This is a genomic window from Geodermatophilus sp. SYSU D00965, assembly GCF_054050075.1.
On record NZ_JBJGYQ010000002.1, the window covers coordinates 57,886 to 73,024 of the forward strand.

Annotated in this window: 12 protein-coding genes; 8 read left to right on the forward strand and 4 right to left on the reverse strand. The window is 75.0% G+C overall.

The window, feature by feature from the left end; translation table 11 throughout:
• Nucleotides 1-45 precede the first annotated feature (45 nt).
• The 4 genes from ACI789_RS01970 to ACI789_RS01985 all read left to right on the forward strand — a co-directional run bounded on the left by ACI789_RS01970 (nucleotide 46) and on the right by ACI789_RS01985 (nucleotide 4,784).
• A complete protein-coding gene (locus ACI789_RS01970; protein ID WP_457006462.1) occupies nucleotides 46-1,065 on the forward strand; it encodes a BMP family protein in 1,020 nt (339 codons plus the stop codon).
• Nucleotides 1,062-2,699, forward strand: a complete 1,638-nt coding sequence (locus ACI789_RS01975; protein ID WP_457006463.1) for an ABC transporter ATP-binding protein — start codon at nucleotides 1,062-1,064, stop codon at nucleotides 2,697-2,699. Before ACI789_RS01970 ends, ACI789_RS01975 begins: the two co-directional genes overlap by 4 nt.
• Nucleotides 2,696-3,781, forward strand: coding sequence for an ABC transporter permease (locus ACI789_RS01980; RefSeq protein ID WP_457006464.1), 1,086 nt, complete (start codon nucleotides 2,696-2,698; stop codon nucleotides 3,779-3,781). Before ACI789_RS01975 ends, ACI789_RS01980 begins: the two co-directional genes overlap by 4 nt.
• 73 nt (nucleotides 3,782-3,854) lie before the next feature.
• Nucleotides 3,855-4,784 (forward strand): ABC transporter permease, encoded by a 930-nt coding sequence (locus ACI789_RS01985; protein ID WP_457006465.1) that lies wholly within the window; start codon nucleotides 3,855-3,857, stop codon nucleotides 4,782-4,784.
• A gap of 55 nt (nucleotides 4,785-4,839) precedes the next feature.
• Here the strand turns inward: ACI789_RS01985 and ACI789_RS01990 are convergent, their stop codons facing one another.
• The 4 genes from ACI789_RS01990 to ACI789_RS02005 all read right to left on the reverse strand — a co-directional run bounded on the left by ACI789_RS01990 (nucleotide 4,840) and on the right by ACI789_RS02005 (nucleotide 9,806).
• Nucleotides 4,840-6,237 (reverse strand): FAD-dependent oxidoreductase, encoded by a 1,398-nt coding sequence (locus tag ACI789_RS01990; protein ID WP_457006466.1) that lies wholly within the window; start codon nucleotides 6,235-6,237, stop codon nucleotides 4,840-4,842.
• A 102-nt stretch (nucleotides 6,238-6,339) separates the two neighbouring features.
• Nucleotides 6,340-7,737 carry an FAD-dependent oxidoreductase gene (locus tag ACI789_RS01995; RefSeq protein WP_457006467.1) on the reverse strand — a complete coding sequence of 466 codons (1,398 nt, stop codon included), beginning with the start codon at nucleotides 7,735-7,737 and terminating at the stop codon, nucleotides 6,340-6,342.
• 72 nt (nucleotides 7,738-7,809) lie between these two features.
• A complete protein-coding gene (locus ACI789_RS02000; protein ID WP_457006468.1) occupies nucleotides 7,810-8,748 on the reverse strand; it encodes a GGDEF domain-containing protein in 939 nt (312 codons plus the stop codon).
• 104 nt (nucleotides 8,749-8,852) lie between these two features.
• Nucleotides 8,853-9,806, reverse strand: a complete 954-nt coding sequence (locus ACI789_RS02005) for a S1C family serine protease (RefSeq protein WP_457006469.1) — start codon at nucleotides 9,804-9,806, stop codon at nucleotides 8,853-8,855.
• A 104-nt stretch (nucleotides 9,807-9,910) separates the two neighbouring features.
• Here ACI789_RS02005 and ACI789_RS02010 point away from each other — a divergent pair, with 104 nt between their 5' ends.
• From ACI789_RS02010 to ACI789_RS02025, 4 genes are read left to right on the forward strand one after another with little or no spacing between them, the layout of a single operon-like run.
• Nucleotides 9,911-11,884 (forward strand): alpha-amylase family protein, encoded by a 1,974-nt coding sequence (locus ACI789_RS02010; protein WP_457006470.1) that lies wholly within the window; start codon nucleotides 9,911-9,913, stop codon nucleotides 11,882-11,884.
• Nucleotides 11,881-13,017 carry a carboxylate-amine ligase gene (locus ACI789_RS02015; protein ID WP_457006471.1) on the forward strand — a complete coding sequence of 379 codons (1,137 nt, stop codon included), beginning with the start codon at nucleotides 11,881-11,883 and terminating at the stop codon, nucleotides 13,015-13,017. Before ACI789_RS02010 ends, ACI789_RS02015 begins: the two co-directional genes overlap by 4 nt.
• Before the next feature lie 37 nt (nucleotides 13,018-13,054).
• Nucleotides 13,055-13,846, forward strand: a complete 792-nt coding sequence (locus ACI789_RS02020) for an SDR family NAD(P)-dependent oxidoreductase (RefSeq protein WP_457006472.1) — start codon at nucleotides 13,055-13,057, stop codon at nucleotides 13,844-13,846.
• 4 nt (nucleotides 13,847-13,850) lie between these two features.
• Nucleotides 13,851-15,134 (forward strand): erythromycin esterase family protein, encoded by a 1,284-nt coding sequence (locus ACI789_RS02025; protein WP_457006473.1) that lies wholly within the window; start codon nucleotides 13,851-13,853, stop codon nucleotides 15,132-15,134.
• The last annotated feature ends 5 nt before the right edge of the window (nucleotides 15,135-15,139 follow it).

The window sequence follows — 15,139 nt, forward strand, 5'->3', positions numbered from 1 at the left end:
AGGTCTGGGCGGTCTCGACGGTCGAACAGAGGATGGTGCCCGCCCATGCGATCCGCCCGACTCCGCGCGAGCGCGTTCGTCGCCGCGATGACCCTGTCCCTCGCCGCCTGCGGCGGAGGGGACGACGGTGGGGCCGGTGGCGGCTCCGGCGGAGGCGGCGAGGCCCCCCGCATCGCGGCCGTCTTCTCCGGGACCACGACCGACGCCGACTACACCTTCCTCGGGCTGCAGGCCCTGCAGGCCGCCGAGGAGGACCACGGCGCGGAGACCACCTACTCCGAGAGCGTCCAGGTGCCCGACGCCGAACGGGTGCTGCGGGAGTACGTGGCCGACGGCTACACCGTCATCTGGACCCACGGCAGCCAGTTCTACGACGCCACGGTCGCCGTCGCCCAGGAGGCGCCGGACGTCACCTTCATCGCCGAGCAGGACACCCAGCCGGCCGACGTCCCGGACAACGTGTGGGTGCTCGACCGCAACTTCCACCTGGCCTTCTACCCGCTCGGCGTGCTCGCGTCGGCGGCGAGCACGAGCGGCCGGATCGCCTACCTGGGCGGCGTGACCCTGCCCTTCTCCTACTCGGAGGTGCACGCCGTCGAGCAGGCCCTCGCGGACACCGGCTCCACGGCGACCCTGACCCCGGTGTGGACCGGTGACTTCAACGACCCCACCCGCGCCCAGCAGTTCACCAGCCAGCTGCTCGCCGACGGCAACGACGTCGTCCTCACGTCGCTCAACCTCGGGGCGGTGGGCGCCTTCGAGGGCGTGGCCGACGCCCCCGCGGGGGTCCTGATGACGGCCAAGTACACCGACAAGTCCAACCTGGCGCCGGAGCACTACCTGACGTCGGTGCTCTACGACTTCTCGCCGGTGCTCGACGACATCCTCACCTCGGTGGAGGACGGCGAGACCGGCGGCTACCTCGGCATGAGCTACGAGCAGGGCATCTCCCTGCAGGCCCCGACCAACGTCGACCAGGCCGTCATCGACGAGGTGAACGCGGTCGTCGAGCAGCTGCAGTCGGGCGAGGTCGAGGTCGAGCGCGACGTCACGCCGGTCGAGTGAGCACGGCGGCTGTCCCCGGGGCGGCTCGGGTCCCCGGACCCGAGCCGGCCCGGCCGCTGACGATGACCGGGGTCAGCAAGTCCTTCGGGCCGGTGCGCGCGCTGGCCGACGCCGACTTCGAGCTGGCCGCCTCCGAGGTGCACGGGCTGGTCGGTGGCAACGGCGCGGGCAAGACGACGCTGATGAACGTCCTCTACGGCCTCTACCGGCCCGATGCCGGCGAGATCCGGGTGGACGGCCGCGACGTGCACATCCGCTCGCCGCGCGATGCGATCGAGCTCGGGATCGGCATGGTCCACCAGCACCTGCTCCAGGTGTCGACGTACTCCGTGGTCGAGAACGTGGTCCTGGGCACCAGCGGCTCGTCGGGCGGGCTGCGCAACGCCGCGCGCCGGATCACCGAGCTCTCCGACCGGTTCGGCCTCGCCGTCGACCCGCGGGCACGGACCGACCGGCTCTCGGTGGGCGCCCGGCAGCGGGTCGAGATCCTCAAGGTCCTCTACCGCGGCGCGCGGATCCTCGTCCTCGACGAGCCCACGACGAACCTCACGCCGCAGGAGGTCGACGGCCTCTTCGCCTCGCTGCGCGGCATCGTCGCCGAGGGCACCAGCGTCGTCTTCATCTCGCACAAGGTGCGCGAGGTGCTGGCGATCTGCGACCGCATCTCGGTCATGCGTGACGGCCGCCGGATCACGACCGTGGCGCGCTCGGCGACCGACGCGACCGGGCTGGCCTCGCTCATGGTGGGGGAGCTGGCCGCCGAGCCGACCTCGGAGGTGGCCGCCGCTCTCGGCGTCGGCGCGGTCGGCGAGGCCGCGCCGACGGAGGACACCGCGCCGGAGGGCACGACGGGGCCCGCGGTCCGGCCGGAGGCCGAGCAGACCCGGTTGGCCGTCGCCGGCCTGGTCGTGCACAACGACCACGGGGTCCCCGCCCTGCACGGGCTCGACCTCGCCGTGGGAGCCGGTGAGGTCCTCGGCGTCGCCGGTGTGGCCGGCAACGGCCAGGTCGAGCTCGCCGAGGCGCTGGCCGGCGTGCGGGAGGTGCGTGCGGGCAGCGTGCGCGTCGACGGGATCGAGCTGGCCGGGGAGCAGACCCGTCGCTGGCTGTCGGCCGGCGTCGCCTACGTGCCCGAGGACCGGCACCGCGACGGCATCCTCGGAGCGGCCTCGGTGTCCGAGAACCTGCTGCTGGGCGCGCAGCACGACACCGCCTACCGCCGGGCCGGCCTGCTGGACTGGCGGCGGGTCCGCGAGCACGCCCGCGCGACCATCGACCGCTACACGATCAAGACGCCCGGGCCGGACGCACCGGCGGGCAACCTGTCCGGCGGCAACATCCAGCGCCTGGTGCTGGCCCGGGCCTTCGACCGGCAGCCGTCGGTCCTCGTGCTGCAGAACCCGACCCGCGGTCTCGACCTGCGGTCGACCCGGTTCGTCTACGACCGCGTGCACGAGGCCCGCGACCGCGGCTGCGCCGTCGTCCTCGTCTCCGAGGACCTCGACGAGCTCAGCCTGCTGGCCGACCGGATGGTCGTCCTCTACTCCGGCACGATCGTCGGCGAGCGCCGCCGCGGCCACTACGACGTCTACGAGCTCGGCCGGCTGATGGCCGGCGTCCGGGAGGACGCATGACCGCCCCCGTCCTCAGCGAACCGGAGGTGGCGGCGCCGCCCGGTTCCCGGGCCGGCGTCCGGCTGCTCCGGGGTGCGCTGCCCTACGTCCTCGCGCTGGTGCTCGCCTTCCTCGTCTCGGGGATCGTGATCGCGGCACTCGGCTACGACCCGTTCCAGGCGTTCCGCACGATCCTCACCACGTCGTTCCGCACGACCTTCGGGTTCACCGAGACGCTCACCAAGTGGGTGCCGCTGACCCTGCTGGCCCTCGGGTTCACCATCCCGCTGGCCGTGGGCCGGTTCAACATCGGCGGCGAGGGCCAGCTGCTCGTCGGTGCGACGGCGGCGGCCGGGGTGGGCATCGTCTACGCGGACCTGCCGGCCGCGGCGCTGCTGCCCCTGGTGGTCGTCGCCGGCGTCCTCGCCGGGGCGGTCTGGGCGGGGATCGCGGCGCTGCTCATGGGCCGGTTCCGGGTCAACGAGATCCTCAGCACCGTCCTGCTGAACTTCGTCTCCTTCCAGGTCCTCGACTACGCCGCGACGGAGGTGTGGCCCGATCCGGCCGCGGGTGTGGCGGCCACCCAACGGGTCGGCGAGGGCGGCCAGCTGCCCGAGCTCGGCGGCCCACCCGGCGTGCACGCCGGGATCCTCCTGGCCGCCCTGGTCGCGCTGGCCACGATGGTGGTGACCCGCCGCACCGCGGCCGGCTTCGAGCTGCGCGCCTCCGGCGTCAACCCCCGGGCGGCGGCGATCAACGGCATCCGGGTGGAGCGGATCGCGGTGCTCGCGCTGATCGTGGGCGGCGCGCTGGGAGGGCTCGCCGGTGCGCTCGAGGTCGGCGGCGTCCACGGACGGGCCATCGAGGGCATGCAGTCGAACTTCCTCCTGCTCGGCATCATCGTCGGCCTGATCGCCCGCGGCAGTGCCCTGTGGGTCCCGGTGGTCGCCTTCGGCATCGCGATCCTCGAGGTCGGCGCCAGCTCGATGCAGCGCACCGTCGGCGTGCCGGCGGAGATGGTGCTGATCATCGAGGCGCTGATCCTGATCTTCCTGCTGCTCTCCGACGTGATCGCGGGGCGGCTCGCGAGGAGGGTGACGTGACCGAGTCGGCGAGGTCACCCAGAGGCGCGGCACCGTCGGTCACGAGGCCGACGACCGCCGGCGAGGAGGACTCATGACCGAGTTCGCGGCCCTGGCCCAGCTCACGGTGATCGCGATGGTCCCGTACCTGCTGGCCTCCCTCGGCACCATGCTCGGCGGGCTGGCCGGCGTCTTCAGCGTGTCGCAGGAGGGCGTCATGCTGCTCGGCGCCGCCGTGGGCTTCCTCGTCAGCTACGGGACCGGCAGCAACACGCTCGGCGTGCTGCTCGCGGCGCTGATCGGCGCCGTGTTCGGCCTGGCCCTGGGCTGGGCGACCACGGCGCTGCGGCTGGACCAGTTCGTCGTGGGCCTGGCGCTGTTCTTCGCCGCGACGGGGCTGGCCGGCCTCCTGTACCGGATCGTCGTCGGGCAGGGCGCCACCACGCCCCGGGTCGACACGCTGCCCCGCATCGAGATCCCGCTGCTCAGCGACATCCCGGTCGTGGGCGTGGCGCTGTTCTCCCACAACCTGCTCGTGTACCTCGCCCTGCTGCTGGCCGCCGGCCTGTGGTTCTACCTGTACCGCACCCGGTCGGGGCTGGACCTGCGCTCGGTCGGGGAGAACCCCAAGGCCGCGGACAGCCTCGGCATCCGGGTGGCGAGCACCCGCCTCTGGACGACGACCGTCGGCGGTGCGCTCATGGCGGTCGCCGGCGCGTTCCTGCCGCTGGTCTACACCGGCACGTACACCGACACCATCGTCGGCGGCAGGGGCTGGCTGGCGATCGCGCTCACCTTCTTCGGTGGCTGGCGGCCCCAGTTCATCGCGCTGGGTGCCCTGTTCTTCGCCGCCATGGACGTGATCGCGCTGCGGGCCGAGGTGTCCGGCATCGACGTCCCCAGCCAGGTGCTGCTCGTCGTGCCCTACGTCGCGACCCTGCTGGTCATGGTCTTCGCGTTCCGGTGGGCCCGCGTACCGGAGTTCCTCGGCCGCAACTACGACCGCGAGTCCCGCACCGGCTGAGGGCGGCCCGCTGCCCCCGCCGCGAGCTCGTGAGCGGCGGGGGACAGCGGGTCGGTCACCCGGCGAGCAGGTCGAGCAGCTGCCGGCGGTCGGGGCCGGGCGCGACCGGCACCGGCTGGTCGGCGTACTGCGCGAGCCGCTCCCGCATCCCCGGCCGGGCCAGCACCTGCTCGGGCAGGGCCAGGCAGGTGATCATCTCGAGCAGCGCCCGGTAGGCCTCGGGATCGTGGACCGCCGCGGCGAGCAACTGCGCCCGCACCGGGTCCGGCGCCGGGGGCTCGCGACCCTCGCGGATCGCGTCCATCTCGGCGATCCGCACGCGGTCGGCGGCGAGCTGGTTCCGGAAGAACGGTGTCACGTCCCGCTCGGTGGCCTCGTCGAAGGCCCGCCCGAACGCGGCCGGGTCGGAGAGGTGCTCGCGGGCCGTGGCGCGCAACGTCTGGGCGTGCACCATCCCCACCGAGATGCCGCGGCCGGCCGAGGGGTTGGTGCAGGCCCACGCGTCCCCGACCGGGACGTAGCCGGTCACCACCGGCTCCCCGTCGACGACCAGCCGCCGGTAGCAGTCGAGGACGCCGGCCATCGCCAGCACCTCGGTGATCGGCTCGCCGTCCAGCCAGTGCGCCTGGCGCGGGCAGGCGGCCACCACGCGGGTGAACACCTCCGGGTCGCGCAGCGCCTTGAGCGGGGTGTCGTGGGTCGGGCCGAACACGGTCACCGACCAGGTGTCGTTGTCGCCGACCAGCGTGATGACCGAGATGCTCCCCATCGGGGTCAGCTGCGGGCCGATCCGCTGCGGCTGGCGCGGCCCCGTGTAGTAGCGCGTGTAGTAGACGAAGCCACCCGTGTCGCGCTCCACCTGCGGCGGCCGGGCACCCAGCTCGGCCAGCCACTCGCTGCCGCGCGTCCTGCGGCCGGTGGCGTCGACCACCAGGTCGGCGGGGACCGGGCCGCCGTCGTCGGTGCGGACGCCGGAGACGTGCGGGACGCCGGTGACCGCGGCCGCACCGGGCACCAGCCCGGTGGCCCGGACGCCGCGGCGCACGGTGACCCGGGGGTGCTCGGCCGCCATCGTCGCGACGACGGCCTCCGCGACCGGCCGCCGGCCGGTGACGAAGCGCAGCCGGTCGTCCCCGGCGCGCGGCGTGCGGTCCGCGATGCCCGGGGGGAGCGGGTCGGTGTAGTCCCCCCACGCGCACCCGCCGTCGGAGAGCCGGTCCACCAGACCGGGCAACTCCTCCTCGGCGACCACGCGGAACCGCGGGAAGAGCGTGTGCGGCTGCCGGAACTGGGCCACGCCCGTGCGGCGCCAGTCGTCCCACGCCCCGACCGGGGTGTCCGGCGGGTCGCGGGGGTCGGTCTCCAGGACGGTCACGTCGTGCCCGTCGTCGGCCAGCATCAGCCCCGCACACAGCCCGATGACCCCGCCGCCGCACACCACGATCGCTGCCATGCCGACCTCCCCGAGCAGCAGACGGCGCCACCCTCCGCCCGCGAGCAGGGCAACGGACAGGGCACGAGGACCCGGTCGGGCGGGTCGACGGCCGGACCGGGGTCACCCGGCGAGCAGGTCGAGCAGCTGCCGGCGGTCGGGGCCGGGCGTCGGGGGCGGGGCGCCGTCCGCGGCGGCCTCGATCCGCTCGCGCATCCCGGGGCGGGCCAGCACCTCGGCCGGCCGCGCCAGGCAGGTCACCGTCTCGACCAGGGCGCGGAAGACGTCGGCGTCGCGCATGGCCGCAGCGAGGAACCGGGCCTGCGCGGGGTTCGGCGCCGGGGGCTCGGTGCCGGACCGGATGGCCTCCATCTCCGCGAGGCGCGCCCTGTCGGCGGTCAACTGGTCGCGGTAGAAGGGCGCCACGTCGCGCTCGGTGGCCTCGGCGAACTCCCGCGCCAGCCGGCCGGGAGCATCGAGGTGCGCGGCCACGGCCCGGCGGAGCACCTGGGCGTGGACCGCGCCGATCGAGATGCCCCGGCCGGCCGAGGGGTTGGTGCAGGCCCAGGCGTCCCCGACCGGGACGAACCCGGTGACGACCGGCTCCCCGTCGACGACGTACCGGTGCGCGCAGTCCAGCACGCCGGCCATGGCGAGCACGTCGGTGATCGGCCGGCCGTCCAACCAGTGGGCCTGCAGCGGGCAGGCCCCCACGACGCGGGCGAACGCGTCGGGGTCGCGCACCGCCTTGAGGGCGGTGTCGGCGCTCGGGCCGAACACGGTCACCGACCACGTGTCGTTGTCGGCGATCAGCGTGAGGACCGAGAAGCTGCCCAGCGGGGCGAGCGCCCGGCCCCTCAGCCGCGGCGGCTCCGGGCCGGTGAAGTACCGCGTGTAGTAGACGAACCCGCTGTCCTCGCTCTCCACCTCCGGGAGCCGGGCGTGCAGGTCGGCCAGCCAGTCACCGCTGCGGGTGCGCCGACCGGTCGCGTCCACGACGAGGTCGGCCGGGATCTCCTCGCCGGTCGCCGTCCGCACGCCGCGGACGTGCGGCACCCCCGGAAGTGCCGACGGCCCGGGGAGCAGCCCCGACACCCGGACGCCGCGGCGCACCGTCAGGCCGGGCACCTCCACCGCCGCGGCCGCGACGACGGACTCGGTGACCGGCCTGCGCCCGGTGACGAAGCGGACGCGGTCGTCCCCGGGACGCGGCGCGCGGTCGGTGACGGACGGCGGCATCGCCTGGAGGTAGTCCACCCACGGGCACCCGGCCGCGGCGAGCCGGTCGGTGAGCCCCGGGAGCTCGGCGTCGACGACCTCCCGGAAGCGGGCGAACAGGTTGTGCGGCTGCCGGAACTGCGCGACGCCCCTGCGCTGCCACGACGTCCAGGCCTCGGTGGCCGTCGTCGGTGCGCCGTCCGGGTCGGCCTCAAGCACGGTGACGTCGTGCCCGTCGCGCGCCAGCATCATCGCGGCGGTCAGCCCGATCATCCCGCCGCCGCACACCACGACCGACCCCATGGCGACCTCCCCTCGGGGACGCCGACACCGTGCTCCCGGGAGTGCGGCCGCGGACAGAGCCGGACGGCCCGCCTACGCGCTTCGGCGGGCCCGGCGGTGGCGCTTGTTCCGGTACAGCTCGGCGTCGGCCCGCACCACCAGGTCCGGGAGCGTGTCGCCGGGCCGGGCGGTGGCCGTCCCCGCGGACCAGGACGCGGTGTGGCTGGCCCGCAGCCGGGTCAACAGCTCCCCGGCGTGGGACGTGTCGGTGTTCGGCAGGCACAGGACGAACTCGTCGCCGCCCTGACGACCGAGCAGGTCGGCCATCCGCAGCTCGGAGCTCCACGCCCGCGCGAGGGACTGCAGGAGGGCGTCGCCGGCGCCGTGGCCCTGGTGGTCGTTGACGGCCTTGAAACCGTCGAGGTCGATCACCGCCACCGTCAGGGGCTCGCCGGTGCGCTGGGCGTGGGCCAGGCTGCGGGTGGCGTCGGCCTCCCAGGCGCGCCGGTTGGCCAGCCCGGTGAGCGGGTCGGTCCCGGCGGCGCGGTGCAGCTGGGCGGCGATGCGGACCTGCGCCTCGGCGACGGTTCCCACCGTCACCACCATCGTCAGCCACGGCACGGCGAAGCCGGCGGGCACCGCGGCGGCCGCCCCGGCCGTGGTGGCGGCGACCAGGTAACCGACGTGCAGACGGGCGGCGCGGGCGCCGAGGTAGTGGGCGCAGAACAGCCCCACCGCGACCATGCACGGGCCGAGGCCGACGATGCCGACCGCGGTGGCCGACTGCCACGCGAGGACGGCGACCAGCGTCGACATCAGCCCGACCGCGGCGTGCACCGACCGCGCACCGAGCCCGGCCCGGCGCCACCACAGCAGCGCACCGCCGAGCAGGCCGACGCCGGCCAGCACCCAGGCGAGGCCCACGGGGGTGTCCGGGGACATGGGGTTGAGCGCCCCCACGACGCACAGGGCCCCGCTGACCGCGTACAGCAACGCGAGCAGCGCGATCCCCGTCGGCCGATCCCCGCCCACCTGTGCTCCCGTCGTGTCCGTGCTGGTCGCGGAGAGGATCGACCGGACCGGGAACGGTCTGGAGCGCAGCGTGACGGCAGGCCCCCCATCGGGGGAGGAGCGGGTCACCCGCCGGTGAGCTCGGTGGGCACCGTGATGACGTCGACCATGGCGCCGCGCCGGTACACCGTCACCGGCAGGGCCCGGCCGATCGCCTCCTCGAACAGCAGCCGCTGCAGGCTCTGCGCCTCCGCGACCGGCCGCCGCCCGGCCTCGAGCACCAGGTCGCCGGCCTTGAGCCCGGCCCGGTCGGCCGGCGAGCCCGGGACGACGTCGACGACCCGCAGCCCCCGCCGGCGACCGGTGCGCTCCGCCAGCGGTGCCGGCAGGGGAGCCGGGGTGCTCACCAGCCCGAGGAAGGCCCGGCGCACGCGGCCGTCGCGGGTCAGGGCGGCCACGATCCGCCGGGTGGTGTCGTTGATCGGCACCGCGAGCCCGAGGCCCCAGCCGGCGACGGCGGTGTTGACGCCCACGACCCGGCCGGCGGAGTCGGCCAGCGCCCCGCCGGAGTTGCCCGGGTTGAGCGCGGCGTCGGTCTGGATGACGTCCTCCACCACCCGCGCCGTCCGGCCGTCGCGGGTGGGCAGGGACCGGCCCAGGCCGCTGACCACCCCGGCGGTGACCGAGCCGGCCAGGCCGAGCGGGTTGCCCACCGCGACGACGAGCTGGCCCACGCGCAGCCCGGCGGCGTCCCCGAGCTCGGCCGGCGGCGGCGTCGCCGAGCGGGCGCGGACCACCGCGAGGTCCGACAGCGGGTCGGCGCCGACGACGTCGACGTCGGCCTCGGTGCCGTCGCTGAAGACCGCCCGGCCGCGGCGGGACCGGCCGACCACGTGGGCGTTGGTCAGCATCAGCCCGTCGCCGGGGACGACGACCGCCGACCCCGCGCCGCCGGTGACCTGCAGCGCGGCCACGTGCGGGGTCAGCTCGGCGGCGACGGCGGTGACCACGCGGGAGTAGGCGTCCAGCGCGGCGCCGTCCGTGACGCCCTCGGCGGACGGGCCCGAGAGCAGGCTCATGGCGGACCTCCTCGATTACAGGCTTACACGTCTCAGTGAACTCCTCCGGGGGCCGGTGTGGCGGGCGTCATGCCGTGGGCGAACACCGCCCCGATACTGGGCCGATGACGGTCTCGGCGGCCGACCGCAGAGCTGCGGCGGCACGGTCGTGGGCGGCCCTGCGGCCGCGGGTGGCGAAGGAGGCGGTCGCCGCGCTGGGGGAGGCCGAGGGCGACGCGTTCCTCGCCCGGGCCGACCTCGCGGTGTTCGACGTCGGTGAGCCGCTCGCGGAGCTCTACGGGGACGCCGCCGACGAGCTGTTCGAGCGGGCGCTGCGGGTGGTCCTGGCGGCCGCGGCCGAGCGGCCCGAGGAGCTGCGCCGCATCGACCGCCGCCGCGAGATCGACCCGGCGTGGTTCCAGCGGGCGCGGGTGCAGGGCTACGTCTGCTACGTCGACCGCTTCTGCGGCACCCTCGACCGGCTGCCCGACCACCTCGACCACCTCGCCGAGCTGGGCACCACCTACCTGCACCTGATGCCGCTGCTGCGGCCCCGCCCCGGCGAGAACGACGGCGGGTACGCGGTGGCCGACTACCGCGCCGTCGACCCGCGGCTGGGCAGGATGGCCGACCTCGAGCGGGTCGCGGCCGCCCTGCACGAGCGGGACATGAGCCTGTGCATAGACCTGGTCCTCAACCACACCGCCCGCGAACACCCGTGGGCGCAGGGCTGGCTGGCCGGCGACCCGGCGTACGCCGGCTTCTACACCGCCTTCCCCGACCGCACCCTGCCCGACGCCTACGACGCCACCATCCCGGAGGTCTTCCCCGACCGGGCGCCGGGTTCGTTCAGCTGGGTGCCCGAGGCCCGCGGCGGTGCCGGCGGCTGGGTCTGGACGACGTTCTGGCCCTACCAGTGGGACCTCGACTACGCCAACCCCGAGGTCACCCTGGCGATGCTCGGCGAGATCACCTGGCTGGCCAACCGCGGTGTCGACGTCTTCCGCATGGACGCCGTCCCGTTCATGTGGAAGCGGCTGGGCACCTCCTGCCAGAACCTGCCCGAGGGCCACTCGCTGCTGCAACTGCTGCACGCGCTGACCCGGCTGGCCGCCCCCGGCGTCGTCTTCAAGGCCGAGGCGATCGTGTCGCCCGACGACCTGGTGCCCTACCTCGGCGGGCACGACCGCTTCCGGCCCGAGTGCGAGCTGGCCTACCACAACTCGCTCATGGTGCTGCTGTGGAGCAGCCTGGCCACGCAGGACGTCCGGCTGGCCCGGGCCGCGCTGGGCCGGATGCGGCCGATCCCGCCGTCGTCCACGTGGGTCACCTACGTGCGCGGCCACGACGACATCGGCTGGGCGGTCACCGACGAGGACGCCGCCGCCGTCGGCCTGGACGGGTTCGCCCACCGGCGCTTCCTCAACGACTTCTACGCCGGCCGCTTCCCCGGCTCGTTCGCCCGCGGGGCGCTGTTCCAGGAGAACGAGACCACCGGCGACGCGCGCATCTCCGGGTCCGCCGCCTCGCTGTGCGGCATCGAGCAGGCGCTGGCCGACGGGGACGACGAGGGCGTGGAGGCCGGGATCCGCCGGCTGGTGCTGCTGTACTCGGTGGTCTACGGCTTCGGCGGGATCCCGCTGCTCTACATGGGCGACGAGCTGGCCCTGCGCAACGACCCCGGCTACCTGGCCGACCCCGAGCGGGCACCGGACAACCGCTGGATGCACCGGCCGCCCATGGACTGGCCCGCCGCGGCCCGCCGGAACGACCCCACCACCGTCGAGGGCCGCGTCTTCTCGCGGATCCGCCGGCTGGGGGAGGTGCGCCGGTCTGTCCTGGCGCTGCGCGGGGGCGTGGAGTCGGTGCTGCTGGACGCCGGCGGCGACGCGGTGCTGGCGTGGTCGCGGCGGCACCCGCGCAGCGGCACGTTCGTCGGGCTGGCCAACGTCAGCCCCGAGCCGCAGGAGGTCGACGCCGACACCGTCACCGGCTTCGGCACCTTCCCGCTGGTGCACGGCAGCGACGGCCCCCTGGAGGTCCGCGACGGCCGCCTGCTCGTCCCCGGCCTCGGCTTCGCCTGGTTCGCCGAACCGTGACCGCACCGGCCGGCTCGCCGGGCCCGGTGCCGGCCGGGGCCACGCTGGGCGTGGAGGAGGAGTTCCACCTCGTCGACCCGGACACCCTCGCGCTCACCCCGGCGCCGGAGGTCGCCGCGGCCGCGCTGGCCGGCGAGGCCGGGGCGCACGTGCACGCCGAGATCACCACGACCCAGCTGGAGACGGCGACCGGCGTGTGCACCACCCTCGCCGAGCTGCGCGCCGCGCTGGTCGCCACCCGCAGGGAGGTCGCGGCCGCGGCCGCCCGCGGAGGGGTGGCGGTGCTGGCCGCCTCCACCCACCCCTTCGGCACCTGGCGCGACCAGCCGATGACCCCCGACCGGCGGTACGACGACATGGTGGCCCGCTGGGCGGTCCTCGCCCGCCAGCAGGACATCTGCGGCTGCCACGTGCACGTCGGCGTCCCGGACCTGGAGACGGCGGTGGCCGTGATGGACCGCGCGCGGCCCTACCTGCCGGTGCTGCTGGCCATGACCGGCAGCTCGCCCTTCCACGACGGCGTCGACACCGGCTACGAGAGCTTCCGCACGCCGTGGTGGTCGCGCTGGCCCAACGCCGGGCCGCCCGAGCACCTGGGCAGCGCCGACCGCTACCGGGCGGTCGTCGACGCCCTGGTGCGCGGCGGCGTCATCGGCGACGCCCGGCACCTCTACTGGGACCTGCGCCCCTCGAGCCGCTACCCCACGGTGGAGTTCCGGCTCGCCGACGTGTGCACCGCCCTCGACGACGTCGTCCTGCACGCGGCGCTGGCCCGCTCCCTGGTGCGGGTGCTCGCCGCCCGTGCCGGGCACGGCGAGCCGGTGCCCGAGGTGCGGCCCGAGCTGCTGCGCGCGGCGCGCTGGCGGGCGGCGAAGGACGGCCTCGGCGGCGAGCTCTACGACCCGGTCCACGGCGAGCCGGTGCCGGCGCGCGCCGCCGTCGACCGGCTGCTCGCCGAGCTCGCCGACGACCTCCGCGCCCACGACGAGGAGGACGAGGTCGACCGGCTGCTCGTCCGGCTGGAGCGGCGAGGGACGTCGGCGGCCCGCCAGCGACGGACGTGGGAGGCCACCGGGGACCTGCGGGCGGTGGCCGCCGAGCTGGTCAGGGACAGCGCGGTCGGCGACGGCTGACGCGCGTGACCTGCGGCGACCCGGGTAGGGGAGTCCCATGACCGAACCGCGCCCCCTCGCCCTCGTGACCGGTGCCTCCAGCGGGATCGGGCTGGAACTCGCCCGCCAGTTCGCCGGCGCCGGCTTCGACCTCGTCGTCAACGCCGAGGACACCGAGCTGACCACGGCCGCCGCACAGCTGCGCGAGGGCGGGACGACGGTGCAGGAGGTCCGCGCCGACCTGCGCACCGCCGCCGGGGTGGACGCCGTCTGGGCCGCCGTCCAGGCGACCGGGCGCCCGCTGGCGGCGGCCGCGCTCAACGCCGGGGTCGGGCAGGGCGGCCCGTTCGTCGAGAACGAGCTCGACGAGGAGCTCGAGATCATCGACCTCAACGTCACCTCGACGGTGCGGCTGGCCAAGCTGGTGCTGCGGGACATGGTGGCCCGCAACGAGGGGCGGGTGCTGTTCACCTCGTCGATCGCCTCGACGATGCCCGGCTCGTTCCAGGCGATCTACAACGCGTCCAAGTCGTTCATCCAGTCGTTCGCCGAGGCGCTGGTGGAGGAGCTGAAGGACACCGGGGTCACGGTGACCTCGCTGATGCCCGGGCCCACCGACACGGAGTTCTTCGACCGCGCCGAGATGCAGGACACCAAGATCGGCGCCGGCAAGAAGGACGACCCGGCGCAGGTCGCCAAGCAGGGCTTCGAGGCGCTGTTGAAGGGTGAGGACAAGGTGGTCGCGGGCTCGCTCATGACCAAGGTGCAGGGCGCCGCCAACGCCGTCATCCCCGACCGGCTCAAGAGCAGGGCGCACCGGCAGATGGCCGAGCCCGGGAGCGCGGAGTAGCGCCGTGACCTCCGGCGTCCGCGACCTCGCCCTCCCGCTGCGGGGCCCGGCCGACCTCGACCCGCTGCTGGAGCGGGTCGGGGACGCCCGCGTCGTCGCGATCGGCGAGGCCAGCCACGGCACGCACGAGTACTACGCCTGGCGGGCGGCGCTGACGCGCCGGCTGGTCACCGAGCGCGGCTTCGGCTTCGTCGCGGTCGAGGGCGACTGGCCCGACTGCTACCGGGTCAACCGCAGCGTCAAGCTCCGCCCCGGGGCCGACGCGGACCCGCACGACGCGCTCGACGCCTTCTCCCGCTGGCCGACCTGGATGTGGGCCAACGACGACGTCGTCGACTTCTGTCGCTGGCTGCGCGACGTCAACGCCGAGCGCCCTGACGACCAGCGGGTCGGCTTCTACGGCCTGGACGTCTACAGCCTCTGGGACTCCGTGCAGGAGCTGGTCGCCTGGCTGCGGGAGAACGAGCCCGAGCACGTGGAGACGGCGGTCCGCGCGCTGCGCTGCTTCGAGCCGTTCGGGGAGGACGGCGCCGAGTACGCCTTCGCCAGCCGGTTCGCGCCGACCTCCTGTGAGCAGGCCGTCGTCGACCTGCTGCACCACCTGTGCGAGCAGCGCGGGGAGGCGTCGTTCGACGGCGACCCCGAGGTGCGCTTCTCGGCCGAGCAGAACGCCGCCGTGGTCGTCGACGCCGAGCGCTACTACCGCGCGATGGTGCGGGGCTCGGCCGAGTCGTGGAACGTCCGCGACGTGCACATGGCCGACACCCTCGACCGGCTGCTCACCCATGCCGGGGACAAGGCGGTCGTCTGGGAGCACAACACGCACGTCGGCGACGCCCGGGCCACCGACATGGCCGACTCCGGGATGGTCAACGTCGGGCAGCTGCTGCGCGAGCGGCACGGCCGGGACGACGTCGTCCTCGTGGGCTTCGGCGGTCACGCGGGCGGGGTGGTCGCAGGGTCGGAGTGGGGCGCGCAGATGCAGCGCATGCCCGTGCCCGACGCCCGCCCCGGCAGCCTGGAGGCGGTGCTGCACGACGGGGTGGGGCGCGACGCGCTGTTCGTCGTCCCCCGCGGGCCGCGGCCGGCCTGGCTGGACCGGCGGCTCGACCACCGCGCGATCGGGGTGGTCTACCGGCCCGAGCGGGAGCGCTGGGGGAACTACGTGCCCACGGTGGTGGGGGAGCGGTACGACGCGTTCCTCTACCTCGACGACACCCGTCCGCTGCAGCCGCTGCACCTCGAGCGGCCCGAGGAGCACGTGCCGCCTCTGGCGCACATCGTCTGAGGCGC

Bases quoted from the DNA above. Each gene is read 5' to 3' on its own strand.
- ACI789_RS02005 (WP_457006469.1), bottom strand. From the start codon at position 9,806: ATGAGCCTGCTCTCGGGCCCGTCCGCCGAGGGCGTCACGGACGGCGCC.
- ACI789_RS01995 (WP_457006467.1), bottom strand. From the start codon at position 7,737: ATGGGGTCGGTCGTGGTGTGCGGCGGCGGGATGATCGGGCTGACCGCC.
- ACI789_RS02010 (WP_457006470.1), top strand. From the start codon at position 9,911: ATGACGGTCTCGGCGGCCGACCGCAGAGCTGCGGCGGCACGGTCGTGG.
- ACI789_RS01990 (WP_457006466.1), bottom strand. From the start codon at position 6,237: ATGGCAGCGATCGTGGTGTGCGGCGGCGGGGTCATCGGGCTGTGTGCG.
- ACI789_RS01970 (WP_457006462.1), top strand. From the start codon at position 46: ATGCGATCCGCCCGACTCCGCGCGAGCGCGTTCGTCGCCGCGATGACC.
- ACI789_RS01985 (WP_457006465.1), top strand. From the start codon at position 3,855: ATGACCGAGTTCGCGGCCCTGGCCCAGCTCACGGTGATCGCGATGGTC.
- ACI789_RS01980 (WP_457006464.1), top strand. From the start codon at position 2,696: ATGACCGCCCCCGTCCTCAGCGAACCGGAGGTGGCGGCGCCGCCCGGT.
- ACI789_RS02020 (WP_457006472.1), top strand. From the start codon at position 13,055: ATGACCGAACCGCGCCCCCTCGCCCTCGTGACCGGTGCCTCCAGCGGG.